The sequence below is a fragment of the Kribbella sp. NPDC020701 genome (assembly GCF_055562215.1).
In genome coordinates this window covers 1-15,152 of the sequence record NZ_JBVHFT010000022.1, presented here as the reverse complement: position 1 = coordinate 15,152, position 15,152 = coordinate 1, and the positions used below count along the sequence as shown (strand labels likewise).

13 protein-coding genes are annotated in these 15,152 nt (G+C 66.5%); 4 read left to right on the top strand and 9 right to left on the bottom strand.

Features of this window, described 5'->3' with window-relative positions; genetic code table 11:
* The first annotated feature begins 46 nt into the window (after nucleotides 1-46).
* The 4 genes from pdxS to ACZ3HV_RS38095 are packed head-to-tail and all read left to right on the top strand — an operon-like array spanning nucleotide 47 to nucleotide 2,900.
* The gene (gene pdxS, locus ACZ3HV_RS38110; protein WP_465691872.1) at nucleotides 47-946 is read left to right on the top strand and encodes a pyridoxal 5'-phosphate synthase lyase subunit PdxS; all 900 of its coding nucleotides are present in this window, start codon (nucleotides 47-49) and stop codon (nucleotides 944-946) included.
* Entirely contained in the window at nucleotides 943-1,515 is a 573-nt protein-coding gene (locus tag ACZ3HV_RS38105) for a DUF6891 domain-containing protein (RefSeq protein WP_465691870.1), read from the top strand. The genes pdxS and ACZ3HV_RS38105 overlap by 4 nt, the downstream gene beginning before the upstream one ends.
* Nucleotides 1,512-2,105 (top strand): pyridoxal 5'-phosphate synthase glutaminase subunit PdxT, encoded by a 594-nt coding sequence (gene pdxT / locus ACZ3HV_RS38100; RefSeq protein WP_360373334.1) that lies wholly within the window; start codon nucleotides 1,512-1,514, stop codon nucleotides 2,103-2,105. The genes ACZ3HV_RS38105 and pdxT overlap by 4 nt, the downstream gene beginning before the upstream one ends.
* A 33-nt stretch (nucleotides 2,106-2,138) precedes the next feature.
* Nucleotides 2,139-2,900, top strand: coding sequence for a YebC/PmpR family DNA-binding transcriptional regulator (locus tag ACZ3HV_RS38095; protein ID WP_360373331.1), 762 nt, complete (start codon nucleotides 2,139-2,141; stop codon nucleotides 2,898-2,900).
* A 15-nt stretch (nucleotides 2,901-2,915) separates the two neighbouring features.
* On the opposite strand, the gene ACZ3HV_RS38090 is transcribed toward ACZ3HV_RS38095, so the two are convergent.
* The 9 genes from ACZ3HV_RS38090 to ACZ3HV_RS38050 form a co-directional block, all read right to left on the bottom strand.
* Nucleotides 2,916-5,609 (bottom strand): exo-rhamnogalacturonan lyase family protein, encoded by a 2,694-nt coding sequence (locus tag ACZ3HV_RS38090; protein WP_465691868.1) that lies wholly within the window; start codon nucleotides 5,607-5,609, stop codon nucleotides 2,916-2,918.
* On the bottom strand, nucleotides 5,582-8,164 hold the full coding sequence (locus ACZ3HV_RS38085) for an exo-rhamnogalacturonan lyase family protein (protein WP_465691866.1): 2,583 nt from the start codon (nucleotides 8,162-8,164) through the stop codon (nucleotides 5,582-5,584). The genes ACZ3HV_RS38090 and ACZ3HV_RS38085 overlap by 28 nt, the downstream gene beginning before the upstream one ends.
* Nucleotides 8,161-9,054: a carbohydrate ABC transporter permease gene (locus tag ACZ3HV_RS38080; protein ID WP_360373323.1), complete on the bottom strand. Its 894-nt coding sequence runs from the start codon at nucleotides 9,052-9,054 to the stop codon at nucleotides 8,161-8,163. The genes ACZ3HV_RS38085 and ACZ3HV_RS38080 overlap by 4 nt, the downstream gene beginning before the upstream one ends.
* A 14-nt stretch (nucleotides 9,055-9,068) precedes the next feature.
* Nucleotides 9,069-10,058 (bottom strand): ABC transporter permease, encoded by a 990-nt coding sequence (locus tag ACZ3HV_RS38075; RefSeq protein WP_465691864.1) that lies wholly within the window; start codon nucleotides 10,056-10,058, stop codon nucleotides 9,069-9,071.
* Between the two features lie 14 nt (nucleotides 10,059-10,072).
* A complete protein-coding gene (locus ACZ3HV_RS38070; protein ID WP_465691862.1) occupies nucleotides 10,073-11,620 on the bottom strand; it encodes an extracellular solute-binding protein in 1,548 nt (515 codons plus the stop codon).
* A complete protein-coding gene (locus ACZ3HV_RS38065; protein WP_465691860.1) occupies nucleotides 11,617-12,246 on the bottom strand; it encodes a YesL family protein in 630 nt (209 codons plus the stop codon). Before ACZ3HV_RS38065 ends, ACZ3HV_RS38070 begins: the two co-directional genes overlap by 4 nt.
* 150 nt (nucleotides 12,247-12,396) lie before the next feature.
* A complete protein-coding gene (locus tag ACZ3HV_RS38060) occupies nucleotides 12,397-13,026 on the bottom strand; it encodes a DUF1961 family protein (RefSeq protein WP_465691858.1) in 630 nt (209 codons plus the stop codon).
* Nucleotides 13,026-14,060 (bottom strand): LacI family DNA-binding transcriptional regulator, encoded by a 1,035-nt coding sequence (locus ACZ3HV_RS38055; protein ID WP_465691856.1) that lies wholly within the window; start codon nucleotides 14,058-14,060, stop codon nucleotides 13,026-13,028. The genes ACZ3HV_RS38060 and ACZ3HV_RS38055 overlap by 1 nt, the downstream gene beginning before the upstream one ends.
* A gap of 34 nt (nucleotides 14,061-14,094) precedes the next feature.
* Nucleotides 14,095-14,802 (bottom strand): class I SAM-dependent methyltransferase, encoded by a 708-nt coding sequence (locus tag ACZ3HV_RS38050; protein ID WP_465691854.1) that lies wholly within the window; start codon nucleotides 14,800-14,802, stop codon nucleotides 14,095-14,097.
* Nucleotides 14,803-15,152 lie beyond the last annotated feature (350 nt).

Here is a 15,152-nt window from a genome sequence, read left to right as displayed (position 1 = left end):
GCCCGCCCCCTAATCTGGAACCGAGCCCCACGACCAGGAGGATGCAGTGACCGAGAACCAGACTCCCCAGACCGGTACCGCGAAGGTGAAGCGCGGCATGGCGGAGATGCTCAAGGGCGGCGTGATCATGGACGTCGTCACCGCCGAGCAGGCCAAGATCGCCGAGGACGCGGGTGCGGTCGCGGTGATGGCGCTGGAGCGGGTTCCGGCCGACATCCGCGCGCAGGGCGGCGTCTCCCGGATGAGCGACCCGGACATGATCGACTCGATCATCGCTGCCGTGTCGATCCCGGTGATGGCCAAGGCCCGGATCGGTCACTTCGTCGAGGCGCAGGTGCTGCAGAGCCTCGGTGTCGACTACATCGACGAGTCCGAGGTGCTCACCCCGGCCGACTACGCCAACCACATCGACAAGTGGAACTTCACCGTCCCGTTCGTGTGTGGTGCGACCAACCTGGGCGAGGCGCTGCGCCGGATCACCGAGGGTGCGGCGATGATCCGCTCCAAGGGCGAGGCCGGCACCGGTGACGTGTCCAACGCGACCACCCACATGCGCCAGATCCGCCAGGAAATCCGCAAGCTGCAGAACCTCCCCCAGGACGAGCTGTATGTCGCCGCCAAGGAGTTGCAGGCGCCGTACGAACTGGTCAAGGAGGTCGCCCAGCTCGGCAAGCTCCCGGTGGTGCTGTTCACCGCCGGCGGGATCGCCACTCCGGCCGACGCCGCGATGATGATGCAGCTCGGCGCCGAGGGTGTGTTCGTCGGCTCCGGCATCTTCAAGTCCGGCAACCCGGCGCAGCGCGCCGAGGCGATCGTCAAGGCCACCACCTTCTACGACGACCCGGACGTGCTCGCCAAGGTCTCCCGCGGTCTGGGCGAGGCCATGGTCGGCATCAACGTCGACGAGATCCCGCAGCCGCACCGGCTCGCCGAGCGCGGCTGGTGACGACCCCCGAGGGTCTGCTCGCGGTGGACGAACGGACCGCCCGGGAGCTGCGGGGTCTGGCCCGCGTCCTGGTGCGGTCCGGGTACGCCGACCACGCGGCGATCACGGCCGCGCTGACCGAGGCGGTTCAGGAGGACGCTCCGTCGATGGACGCGGCCACCCTGGTGCCGCTGCTGATCGGCGAAGCGGTGATCGATCTGAACGCCGAGGCGGCTGGGTGGCCGTCGGCGACGGATCCGGACCGGCTGGACGCCGTACTGTCCGAGCTGGAGTCCCGAGGCATCGTGGTCGTCCGCTACACGTCGGACCACCACGCCGCACGGCAGGCGCTGGAGGCTGCGGCGGACCCCCGGGGACTGGTCTTCTTCACCGACACGGACGTCTGGCACGCCGTGGACTTCGGGATGCTCGAGCTGAAGGTCTGGCACCCCGACACAGCCAACGTCGCCCCCGGCGAGCCGCTCCTCGAGGACGTACTCGCGCTGTTGTACCAGCACGACCTCCCGGCCGTCTTCGACGAAGGCCGGATCGAGGTCACCCTCAACTGGCAGCGAAAGGTGTCCATATGACCGTGATCGGTGTGTTCGCGCTGCAGGGGAATGTGCGGGAGCACCTGGCCATGCTGGCCGACGTCGGCGTCGAGGCCCGGCCGGTACGGCGTCCGTCCGAGCTGGAGCAGGTCGACGCGCTGGTGCTGCCGGGTGGCGAGTCGACGACGATGGACAAGCTGGCCCGCTCGTTCGAGCTGTTCGAGCCGCTGCAGAAGCGGATCGCGGACGGGATGCCGGTCTTCGGCACCTGCGCCGGGATGATCATGCTGGCGAACGAGATCACCGGCGGGATCGAGGGCCAGGAGACGCTCGGCGGACTGGACGTGACGGTCCGCCGGAACGCGTTCGGGCGGCAGGTGGACTCGTTCGAGGCGGATCTGGAGTTCGCCGCGTTCGACACGCCGTACCACGCCGTGTTCATCCGGGCACCGTGGGTGGAGCGGGTCGGACGGGACGTCGAGGTACTCTCGACGGTGAGCTCAGGCCCCGCCGCGGGTAGGATCGTCGCGGTCCGCCACGATCGGCTGCTGGCCACGTCGTTCCATCCGGAGATGACCGGGGACGCGAGGCTGCACGGCTACTTCGCCGAGCTGGTCCGCGGGCTCTGAGTCGACAGCGGTAAAAGAAGGGTTGGGTTCGCCATGTCAGGCCACTCCAAGTGGGCCACCACGAAGCACAAGAAGGCCGTCGTCGACGCGAGGCGCGGCAAGCTCTTCGCGAAGCTGATCAAGAACATCGAGGTGGCCGCCCGGATGGGCGGTGGCGACCCTGGCGGGAACCCGACCCTGTACGACGCCATCCAGAAGGCGAAGAAGTCCTCGGTCCCGAACGACAACATCGACCGCGCGGTCAAGCGTGGTTCCGGTGCCGAGGCCGGCGGCGCGGAGTACCAGACGATCATGTACGAGGGCTACGGCCCGAACGGCGTGGCGATGCTGGTCGAGTGCCTGACCGACAACCGCAACCGGGCCGCCGCCGACGTCCGTACGGCGATGACCCGCAACGGCGGCTCGCTGGCCGACCCGAACTCGGTCGCCTACCTGTTCAACCGCAAGGGCGTCATCGTCGTCGCCAAGAACCAGGACGGGAAGTCGCTGTCCGAGGACGACGTGATGGAGGCCGTGCTCGAGGCCGGCGCCGAGGAGGTCAACGACCTCGACGAGTCCTGGGAGGTCGTCACCGAGGCGACCGACCTGGTCCCGGCCCGGACCGCGCTGCAGGACGCCGGCATCGACTACGAGTCGGCAGACGTCCAGTTCGTCCCGTCGATGACGGTCGAACTGGACGCCGACGGCGCCGGCAAGATCTTCCGCCTGATCGACGCCCTCGAAGACAGCGACGACGTCCAGAACGTCTACGCCAACTTCGATGTCTCCGACGAAATCATGGCCGAGGTCGGCTGACCTCACAGTGCGAGCTCAGGGGTTGACGATCTGGTCGCCGACCAGGGCCAGGGTTTGGATGGCGGCCAGGCCGTAGAGGGCTGTGGTGTTGGTGGAGACCCACTTCGCGGCCTTCGTCGGGTTCAGGGTGGAGTCCACCTCCTCCGAGGCCCACGGCAGGTTCGGGCCGTAGCCGTCACCGGTGTAGAACTCCTTCCACGCCCGCGCGGCCAGGTCGTCACGGTCGAGGCGGACCGCGGCGTACGCGGTCAACCGGGAGTGACCCTGGCGGAGGATGAGGTTGCCGAAGTACGCACCGCACTCGGCCGTCTGCTCTTCCCGGGTGGCGTTGAACAGGCGGCAGTACTGCAGCCACGCCGCCTCGAACGCGGGCAGGTCCACCAGGTCGATCAGCTCGGCGCAGATCTCCACCTGACCGAACATCGCGCTCAGGTGCGACACACTGACCGTCTTCTCGGTCACCGGCGCGAAGCGACCGGTGTCCAGGTCATAGAGCCCACCACCGGTGACGAACCCGTTCGGCATCGCCCCGATCGTCTCCATCGTCCCGAGCAGCTTCGCGTGAGCAACGTCGGCCTTTGGCCCCTGACGCTCCCACTCTGTCAACCACGCGGCCGCCAGACCACTCCAGTCCGTACCAAGACCGATCGCCAGCGCATGCGGGTCAGGCGTGTACGGCTCGGTCCTGATCTTCCGCAGTGGGTCCAGCACCAGGAAGGTCCGATCGGAGTCGACCAGCTCCGACAACAGGTCGCCCGTACGCTCGTCTGCCGTCAGGTAGTAGTAGAACCGCCGGTAGATCGCCGTACTGATCCGCTGCTGCTTCGCACTGTCCGCCCAGTGCTGTACGCCGTGCCTCGTACCCAGACCGGCCCACTGACCGAGGTGATAGACGTCGACCTCACCAGTGTGTCGCGTCATCGCCTCGGCGAACCGGAAGATGTCACTGCGACCGGACCGCAGGAACGCGTACCAGAGCCACAGATCCGGCGAGAGTTCCGAGTTGTCCCACGCGTACCCGCCCACGTCGTACCGCCAGACGAGTCGGTCCTCGTCGAACGTGTGCATGATGTCGCCGTAGTCCCAGAACCCGTACCAGTGCCGTGACTCGACCTGACCGCGGTAGTAGTCGAACAAGAAGTCCAGATGGTCCTCGATCGACTTCTTCGCCGGCACCGACCGGTCCACCGGCGTGACCAGCCCACCGAAGACGCGTGTGTTGACGATCTGGTCCACCGGGTTGATCAGCTGCGGAGGAGTCCGCACCTGGTCCGCCATATCACCCAGCCGAGCCGCAGTGGGCGTCGCCGCCAGTGCCCAGAACGTGAGCTCTGAAGTCCTGGCGATCCCGTACGGCGTCCCGAAAGCCGGCTCGTAGTCCTCGTAGGTGATGTTGAGGCCCTCGAGCTGCTCCGGATACGTGTCCTGCCCCATGCCGTCGTGGTAGAACCGCGTGTCCATCGCACCGGCGTCCGGCGACCACAGCCACACGGTGACCTCGGCCTCCTCGGTCGCGGCCCCGCGGATGTCCAGCTGCGTGGGGTGCCGTTGCCAGAAGTCCCTTAGTCCAAAGGCGAACCCGCCGCTCACGCCACCGACATACCCGAGCCCGGATGCACGCTTCCCCTGGTCCACCGAGATCCATCCATACCCGCGCCGCGTCCGCTTCTTCACCGTGAAGCCATCGGCGTTCAGCTGGCTGAGCGAGTAGTCACCCCACTCGGGGATGTACTGCAGCCGCGTCGTCACCCGCTGGTCCCAGGTGGCCGGATCCGGCAGCTTCGTCCCCGCGATCTGCGCCGCCCGAACAGCGGCACCCGGGTCGCGCCGCAGACCGGTGATCCCCTTCACCGCCTCGGAGACCATCCCATGACCCTCACCGACGAACCGGACATGCCGGTCGTACGCCGCATCCCGCAGCGGCACCCGGAAGCGCACACCGAGCCCGGCGATGTAGTCCTGCTGCCCATCGCGGTCGTAGACGAACGTGTGCACCATCCGCACGTTCTCGGCACCCGCGACGAAGTACAGCCGGACCGAGAACGGCAGCCAGGTCCTGCCCTTGCGGGACTTGTGCCGGCCATCGATCCGGACCACCGCGCGAACCGGGCCGGCCTGCTCGACCGTGACGCGGGAGATATCGCTCTCGTAGCGTTCCCGGACGCTGCCGCCCTCTTCGTCCTCGGCGATCTTGTCCTGCTTCAGGTTGACCAGCTGACCCTTGCGCGCGATCAGCACGTCACCACGCCAGATCTGACTGATCAGCTCCGTGCCGCTCTTGCGGATCCGGGTCTTGATCACCCCCGTGTCGACATCGACGTACAGCTTCTCGTTCTTGACGGTCACCGGCTTCTCCGGTGCGGCCGTCCTCCCCGGGCCGAGGGTGTACGACTCGGCCGGTGTGTCCACGGCGATGGCGTGGGCGCTCCACTTGAGTGAGCCGTCCGGCCAATAGGCGGTCGGCCAGCTCTGCAGCGGTACGGCGCTGCCGTCGGCGGACTGGAGTGCGAAGGACTGGCTGGCTGGTACGGCGCCTTTCGGCCACGGCGTACCCCACGTCGTGACGGCGGCCGTGGTCGGCTTGCCTTCCAGCCAGGTGAGTTTCACTTCCGGTGCCTCGGCCGCAACTGCCGCCGGGGCGCTTGTGAGCAGTGACGCAGCAGGTACGGCTGCCATACCTGCTAGGACGGTGCGTCGGGTGACCTCCATGCCTTTCCACCTCTGTCAGGTCGGTGTTCGGGGATCAGGGACAGGTTCTGGATCGCTGCGAGCGCGTACTGCGACGCGCCGTTGGTGCTGACGAACGCGGCCTCGTCGACGGGCATCAGGGCGCCCTCGATGTGCGTGGTCTTCCAGTCCGCCTCGCGCTGCATCGCGTTGCGGTTGAGGTGGTCGCCTTCGTCGACGAAGAACTTGCGCCAGGCCAGCCGCGCCAGCTCCGCGTCACCGGTGCGGGCGGCGGCGTACGCGGCGAGCCGGCTGTGGGCCTGCACGAGTGAAATACCTTGCAGTGGTTGACCGACCTCGGCCGTCTGCTCCTCGGGCTTCAGCAGATAGAGCCGGCAGTAGTCGAGCCACGCCTTCTCGAACCCGGGTACGTCGAGGTCCAGGTCGATCAGCTCCGAACAGAGCTCGGGAAGCCCGAAGAGCGAGGACAGGTGAGACACCGCGATCCCGCGCCGGCTGGTGTCGAAACGTCCGGTGGACAGGTCCAGTCGCGCGTTGCCGGTGAGGAAGCCGTAGTGCAGTGCTGCGATGTCGGCCATCGTTCCGACCAGCCGTGCCCGGGCTCGCTCGTCGCCATGCCGCTCCCACCGTGTGAGCCAGGCCGCGGCGAGCGCACCCCAGTCCACTCCCAGTTCGACCGAGAGCGCATGCGGGTCGGGGGAGTAGACATCAGGCCGCACCTTGCGTTGCGGATCGACTGTCAGGTACGTCTCCTCGATCGCCGCCAGCTCGTCCATCAGGTCGCCGGTGCGCTCGTCCGCGGTCAGGTAGTAGAAGAAACGTCGATAGATCGCACTGGAGATGCGCACCTGCTTGCAACTGCAACCCCAGTGCTGCACGTTGTGCCGGGACCCGAGTCCCTTCCAGCGGCCGAGGTGATGGACGTCGACCTCGCCGGTATGCCGGGTCATCGCCTCGGCGAACCGGAACACGTCCGCCCGTCCGGTCCGCAGGAACTGGTACCACAGCCACAGGTCCGGTGAGAGCTCCGAGTTGTCCCACGCGAAGCCGCCGATGTCGTACCGCCAGGTGTGCCGGTCCCTGTCGTAGGTGTGCATGACGTCGCCGTAGTCCCAGAACCCGTACCAGCGTCGTTGCTCGCGCTGGCCGACGTAGTACTGGAAGAGGAAGTTCAGCCGGGCCTCGATGTCCTGATGGTCGGCCGTGGGCAGGCTCCAGCTGCCGAAGACATTTGCCTCCAACAGCCGGGCCGGAGCCGCCACGAGCAGACCGGGGGAGTTGAGCAGCGCTGCGTGCTCGGCAAGGTCCTCCGCCGACGGAGTGGAGTCGTGGACTCGCAACGTGAGCTCATGCGTACGCGCGATCCCGTGAGCGTTCCCGAAGCCCGGTTCGTAGTCCTCGTAGGTGATCTCGAGTCCTTCGAGCTGTTCGGCGTACGTGTCCTGGTCCATGCCGTCGTGCCAGTAGCGCACGTCCATGGCCGGCGCGCTCGGCGACCACATCCACACTGTTGCGGTGGCGAGGTCGCTGGCGGCGTTGCGGATATCGAGGCGAGTCGGGTGCAGCTTCCAGAAGTCACGCAGTCCGAAGCCCAGTCCGCCGCTGACACCGCCGACGTACCCGTAGCCCGGCGATCTGGTCCCGGCGGGGATCGTCACCCACGCATGCCCCGGGGCGGTGCGCTTGCGCAGGGTGAAGCCGTCGGCGCTGCTCTGGTCGAGGGTGTAGTCGTTCCACTGCGGGATGAGGTGCAGTCGGTCGGACACCTCGGGGTTGGGGATCTCCTCGATCGCACGGCCGGCTGTCTGCGCACGTCGTACGTCTTCGCCTGGATCGCGGCGCAGACCGGTGAGACCGCGGACCGCCTCGGTCAGGAAGCCGGATGGACCGGCCAACCGGATGTGGCGGTTGTGCGGCTCGTCGCGCATCACGACATCCGCACTGAGGCCGAGACCGGCCAGGAAGTCGCGGTCCGGGTCGCCGTCCCAGATGAAGCTGTGGACGACGCGTACGTCGGTCGCACCGGCATAGAAGTAGAGCCGGACGGAGAACGGCAGCCAGTCACCATGCTTGCCGTCCAGCCTGACCACGGCCCGAACCGGTCCGTCCTGTTCGACAATGAGATTGTCGACAGTCGCCGTCGTCTGTTCCCGGGTGCCGCCTAGGTCCTCGTCCGGCGCGTCCTGGCGGAGACTGACCAGGCGGACATTGCGCACGACCTCCTGCTCGCCGTACGCGATGGACGCGATCAGCCCCGGCTTGCGGAGTACCCAGGTGATCTCGCCGGTGGTGACCCGGACCTCGCCACCGGACCGCTCGACGTGCACGGGCTGGGCCGGCGGAGCGGGGTCACCGGTGACCAGCTCGTACGACGACTCCGGATGCTCGGCCGGGCCGATCGCGTGGGCGGACCACTTGATCGAGCCGTCCGGCCAGCTCGCGGTCGTCCAGCTCTGGACCGGCGTACCGTCCGCCAGCGCGAATCCGGTGCCTTCGGCAACCGTTCCACGCGGCCACGGAACACCCCAGGAAACACCTTGTTTGCAGGGAGTTTCCAGCCATTGCAGTGTTGTCATTCCTTCACCGATCCGATCAGGACGCCCTTGGCGAAGTGCTTCTGCAGGAACGGGTAGAAGAACAGGATCGGCAGCGTCGCCACCACCACGACCGCGAACTTCAGGCCCTGCTCCGGGAACGTCACGGTTTCCAGTTGCTGCAGCACGTTCGCCGAGTCCGCGTTCGCCGCGGTGAGCTGACGGACGATCATCTGCAGGGTCCACTTCTTGCTGTCGTCGATGTAGAGCAAGGGCGACATGTAGTCGTTCCAGATCCCGACCGCGTAGAACAGCGAGAACGTCGCGATGATCGGCTTCGACAGCGGCAGCACGATCCGCAGGAACACGTTCAGCTCGTTGCAGCCGTCGATCCGGGCCGCCTCCTCGAGCGCCTCCGGCAACTCCTGGAAGAAGCTCTTCACCACGATCAGGTAGAACGGGTTGATCGCCAGCGGCAGGATCAGCGCCCAATAACTGTCCAACAGCCCGAGATCACGCACCACCAGGTACGTCGGGATCATGCCGCCGCTGAACACCAGCGTGAAGATCACCAGGTTCAGGATCAGCGCCCGCCCCGGCAGGAACCGTTTCGCCAGCGGGTAGGCCATCGTCAGCGTCAGTACCAGCTGGACCACGGTGCCGACCGCGGTCACGCCGATCGTGGTCAGCAACGCCCGGACGAAGGTATCGGTGGAGAAGATGTAGTGGTAGGTGTCGGTGACGAACGTGTGCGGCCACAGGAAGAACGGCCGCGAGCTGATCTCGGACTCGCTCGCGAACGACCCGGCCAGGACGTACAGCAGCGGCAGGACCGTGACCAGCGACAGGGCGGTCAGCAGGACGGCGTTCGCGATGTCGAACGCGCGGCTGCCGCGGGAGTCGTAGTACCGGACGGATTGAGTGGTTGCCATGGTCACCGCCCCTTTCAGAACAGGCCTCGCTGGCCCAGACGCTTGGCCAGGAAGTTGGAGCCGAAGATCAGCACGACCCCGACGACGCCCTTGAACAGGCCGACGGCGGTCGCGTAGCTGAATGAACCCTGGGTGATGCCGACGTAGTAGACGAACGTGTCGAACACGTCGGCGACGTCGCGGTTGAGTGACGTGGTCATCAGCCAGATCTGCTCGAACCCGGAGTCCATCAGGTGACCGGACGTCAGGATCGCCATCACCACGATCGTCGGCCGGATCGCCGGCAGCGTGATGTGCCAGAACTGCCGCCACCGGCCGGCGCCGTCCACCCGGGCCGCCTCGTACAGCTGCGAGTCCACCCCGGCGAGCGCGGCCAGGTAGATGATCGTGCCCCAGCCGGTCTGCTTCCACAGCAACTGCAGCACGATCAGCGGCCGGAACCAGTCGGCCTGCGCGACGTAGTCGGTCTTCTGCCCGCCGACCAGGCCGTGGATCCAGTTCGCGATTACGCCGAAGTCCACCGAGAAGAGCAGGTAGGTCAGCGACGCGACGATCGTCCAGGACAGGAAGTGCGGGATGTAGATCAGCGACTGCACGGACCGCTTCATCACGTTGACCCGCAACTCGTTCAGCATCAGCGCGACGACGATCGGGGCCGGGAAGACGAACACGATCGTGAGGAGCGCGAGCAGCAGGGTGTTGAACATCAGCCGGCCGAAGTCCGGCCCGGTGAACAACTCCTGGAAGTGCTTCAGCCCGACCCACTCACTACCCGAGTAGCCGAGGAACGGCACGTAGTCCTTGAACGCGATCGTGAGGCCGTACATCGGCAGGTATTTGAAGACGGCGAAGTACACCAGGCCAGGGAGCAACAGCAGATACAGCCAGCGGTACCGCAGCAGCTCCCTCCACAGCGGGACCTGACGGCGCTTCTTGCCCGGTGGGGCCTGCCGCGGAGCTCCCGCGGCAGGCTGAACCACCTCAGGCACCAGATCGGTGGCCATGAGTCAGACGCCTCTCAGCCGCCGGCCTTGGCAGCCAGGTCGTTGACCTCCTGGGCGATCTGCGTGCCGCCGCCGTCGTACCAGCGCTTGATCTGCGCCTTCAGCTGGTCCTCGGTGATCGCACCGGACAGGTACTTGATCCGGGCGTCCGGGATGATCGTGTCCAGGGTCTGGCCCTTGGCTACCGCGGTCGGCGCGATCACGCTGAGGGCCGGGTTGAAGACCGCGGTCTTCAGGTCCTCGTTCATCAGCACGTCGAACTTCGCCCGCATCGTCCGGCTGGCCTCGTCGTTCGGCCGCAGCGCGTACGCGCCGAGTCCGACGGAGGCGCGCGTACCGAGCTGGATGAAGGCCTTGTCCACGTCGTTCTGGACCGCCTTGACCTTCGGGTCGTCCTGGTTGATCGGTACGGCGTACTGCCCGTCGACCTTGAAGTTGCGGCCCTCGATGCCGTTCGTGAGCAGGATCGAGCCCTCCTTGGACTCGAGCTTGTCCAGCGTCTGCAGCACCTGGTCGAGCTGTTCCTCGGTCCGGACGTGCTGCTTGGAGATCGCCATCACCATGTTGTAACCGGTGAACGGGTAGGAGAACTTCTGCCCGTCGGAGCGCTTCAGGTTCCCGACCAGGGTGACCTTGTCGAAGTCCTTCGGGTTCTTCTCCTTGAACAGATCGAGCAGCTGGGTGGCCCGGACGTTGACGTCGATGATCATGCCGCCCTTGCCTTGCACGAACGGGTCGTTCCAGTTCGCGCTGTCCAGGGTGGCGAAGTCCGGGTTGACCAGGCCCTCGGTGACCCACTTGCGCAGCCACTGGTTGGCCTGCAGGAACTCCGGGGTGTCGAAGCCCGGGACCAGCTTGCCGTCGCGCTCACCCCAGCCGTTCGGGGCACCGAACCAGGTCTCGATCACGTCGTACGGGCTGGCACTGGCGTAGTTGCCGGGCCACTTCGGGATGATCAGGCCGTAGGTGTCCTTCTTGCCATTGCCGTCCGGGTCCTGCTCGGTGAACGCCTTCGCGATCGTGTAGAGGTCGTCGACGGTCTGCGGTTCCTTCAGGCCGAGCTTGGCCAGCCAGTCCTTGCGGATCACGATGCCGGACCGCAGCAACGGGCGGACCCGGTAGATGCCGTACGTCTTGCCGTTGGTCATCGAGTTCTTGGCGATCTGCTCGTTGGCCGGCTTGAGGTTCGGGTACTTGTCCAGCTTGCCGCTCAGGTCCCAGAACGCGCCGGCCTCGGCCGCCTTGACGAACGAGGGGCTCTTCTCGTTCGCGACCATCACGTCCGGGATCTTGTCCGAGGCGAGCGTGACGTTCGACTTGTCGCCGTACTCGGCGTTCGGCACCCAGGTGATCTTGAGCTTCTTGCCGATCAGCTTCTCGACCGCCTGCTGCAGTTCGCCGCTCGGGTCCGGAGCGGTGCCGAACAGCGGCGCCATCACGGTCAGCTCGCTGCTGGCGGCCTCGCTTGATTTGTCCTCGCCACCACCGGAACAGGCCGATGCGAGTAATGCCGTCGACAGCGCGACGGTGACGGCGATTCGCCGTCGGGAGAAGATGGTCATGAGTTCCCTTTCAGGTGCAGGCGCGCCTCGTTCTCGGCGAAGAAGCGCAGGCAGAGCCAGGTGTCGATCTGAATCCAGGCGCCGGTCGCCAGCACGAACCCGAGCACCGGGAACTTCGCTGACACGTAGGCGATGGACACCGCGACGAAGAGCAGGACCAGCGACGACGCCGGCCGCGCAAGCGCGACCAACGATGCCTTGGGCAACAACTCGCGGACCCGGAGGTCGTAGTGCACGGCCATCGGGAGCAGGTAGGCGGCGATCACTCCGAGCGCGACGAGCGCTGCCAGGCTGACCAGGCGGGGGAGTGACGCCTTCGCGCCGAGCGACGCGAAGTACAGGTAGTTGCCGATCAGTACGACGGCCGCGGCGACGAGGGGCAGCACCACGAGCGTGCCGCGGCGGAACTCCCGGCGGAATGCGGCACGGAAGGCAGGCAGAGCATGAAACGATTCACCCGAAGACCTGCGTCTAGCCAGGGAATAGGCTGCGAGCGTAGCCGGGCCGATACCGAGCGCAACTCCGCCGAGCAGGCTGAAGAGCATCCACAGGGCGTTCAGTTTGATCGCCCAGACGACTTCGTCCGCAGCGTCGTACAGCTTGATCGACCAACCAGTACTGCTCATGTTCCTGCCTTGTGACGTGGGTGTTTCGGGCGAAAAGTGATGTGACCATATGGTTGAATCGTCTCAATGTCAACGCCTCGGAAAGCGTTTGTCAGAGAGTGGTCATGGAGTGCCCCGAGCCTGTGGCCGGGGTGTGCGTGAAGGCGGTGCTCAGCGCTGCGAGATCCGCAGGTTCGCGTACTCGCCGATCAGCGGCGCCATCTGGCGGAAGCCGATCTTGCCGCCGGTCAGCGGGCGGTCGTCGTACCACTGGAAGCTGTCCAGGTCGTTGATCGCGAACGTGATCAGGCCGTGGTCGACCGAAAGCCTCAGTTTGTAAGGACCTTCGGCGTCGTGGACGTCCGGGATCGGATCGGCTCCCTGCGCGACCAGGTGGAAGCCGTGACTCTTGCGCAGGTTGCAGGTGTGGAAGGCGCGCTCGGCCGGCCAGCGGCGGCGGAAGTACGAGACGTGGTACGTGTCGAGGTCGCCGTGGTGGTACTGCTCGTACGGGCCGGTGCGCGGGGTCAGCTCGAAGAGATCCTCTCCCTGACGGCCCTTGGCATGGAAGAACAGGATGCAGAGGCCGGGCTCACGAATCGGCCAGAAGTCCCACTCCACGGTGATGTCCGGCGGGAAGTCTTCTGGACACCAGAGGACGACGTTGGCGTCCTGCCCGTCCTCCGGCGGTCTGGTGCTCTCGAGCCGGAGCCGTCCGAGCGGGAACGAGACCGCGCCGTCGCCTTCCATCCGGAAGCCGTCGAGGTCTGTGCTTGCTGCCAGCGGATTCTCGTACAGCATCAGCGGCGGGTGTAGTCGCTGGACTCACGGACGATCAGGTCCGGCTGGAAGATGACCTGGCGGTGGCGATGCCGGTCGGCCGCCTCGACCTCCTCCTGCAGCAACTCCATCGCGGATCGCCCGAGCAACTCGGCGGGCTGCCGCACCGACGACAGCGGTACGGCGGCGGCCCGGGCGAAGTCGATGTCGTCGTACCCGACGATCGCCATGTCCCGCGGCACCCGCAGGCCGGCCACGGACATGGCCTGCAGGAAGCCCAGCGCAAGCAGGTCATTGGCGAGGAACGCCGCGGTCGGCCGGGACCTCGCCGGCATCGCCGCAATCTGCTCACCGATCGCGCGCCCCTCGACCACGCCCATCACGGCGACTTCGTAGTACTCGAGATCAACGCTCTTCTGCTCGGCGGTGGCAGTGATGCCGGCCATCCGGTCGGACACCTGCTGCATCGTGAAAGGCCCACCGATAAAGGCGATCCGGCGATGACCGGACTCGATCAGGTGATTCCCCGCGAGGCGTCCACCGAGCTGGTCGTCGACGCTGACCGAGCAGAGCCCGCGGTCGGCGGCCCGGTCGACCAGGACTACCGGCGTACCGCGGGCGACCAGCGCGGTCAGCCGTGGATCGTTGCTGTCGAACGGCGTGATCAGGATGCCGAGAACGCGCTGCTGCTCGAGCTGATCGAGGTGGTGACCTTCGCGGACCGGGTCGGTCTTGCTGTTGCAGAGCATCACCACGGTGTCGTGCTCGTACGCCAGCGCTTCGGCGCCTTCCGCGAGATCGGTGAAGAAGGGGTTCGCCACGTCGAGCACCACGAGCCCGACCGTCCGGCTCTTGCCGGCCCGCAGATGCCTGGCCGCCTCGTTCCGCACGAACCCGAGCGCGTGAATGCTGTCCTGCACCCGCTGCCTGGTCGCCGGCGCCACGATCCACGGCCGATTCAGCACGTTGCTGACCGTGCCCACCGAAACCCCGGCCCGATGCGCAACCTCTTTGATGCTGGGCGTCGCCATCGTCCCCCGTCCAGCAGCGGTCACGTTGGCGGCAGTCTATCCGGCCGAATTGAATCGTCTAAATCCGTTCGCATCTGAAGTAGAGCAGACCGGGTACCGCCTGCCAGACCGGGCGCTCGCCGACCGGCTCGACCATCCGTACGACGTTCAGCCCGGCCGCCACCAAGGTGTTGAGGTACGTCGACAGCATCCGGTGGTACGCGACCCGCGGCAGGATCGCCCACCGGGTGACGCTGTCATACGGCCCTTCCTCGAAGTACCGACCTGTGATCCGCCGAGTCGAGCCATCGACGTGGTCGATCAACTCACCGTCGGCGGGCGTCTTGTAGCACGGGTGCACGATCGAGGCTGCGAACCATCCACCAGGCTTGAGGATCCGGGCGATCGACCGGACGGTCGGCTCGAGCTCCGGGATGTCCATCAACGCCATGTAACACACCACGCCGTCGAACTCGCCGTCGCCGATCTCACGCAGTTGCTGAGCATCGCCATGGACGTAATGGATGCCTCGCGGTACGCGCTGCTCGAGCCTGCGCGCATGGGCCAGGAGCGATTCCGAGGCGTCGATGCCGACGACCTCGGCGCCGAGATCGGCCAGGCGACGCGCGTCGCGGCCCTGACCGCAGGCGATCGCGGCCACGCGCTGACCACGCACATCGCCCACCAGAGCGTCGAATGTCTGATCGTCCAGGCCGGCGCCGTCTGGATCGACGGTCGCGTGGTACGCGTCTGCCAGCTCTTCGTATGCACTCGTCAGGTTGCTCATGTGCCTACCAACGGCAGCCGCCTCCCCGACGTTCCAAATCTGCTACAAGCTAACGAGGTCCGACACCCCATCACGGCGATCCGGGTCGTCACCTGCCTCTCCTTCGATTGCAGCCGGTACGACCCACCGCCAGGCGCACAGCATCCTTTTGGGACCTTCGGTATATCAGCCCTTCGGCTTCCTGCGGTGTGACGTTTCCCCTTGTGGATAAGGGCTTTGCGGCTGCCGGCCGGTTTGCATCCGGCTGAGTTGATTGCGTAAGATCGAACACATGTTCGAAGGAGATCTGACGACGCTGTCGACGGCCGACCTGCTGGACTCGGCCGCCGAGCACCGCGCCGAGGCCAACC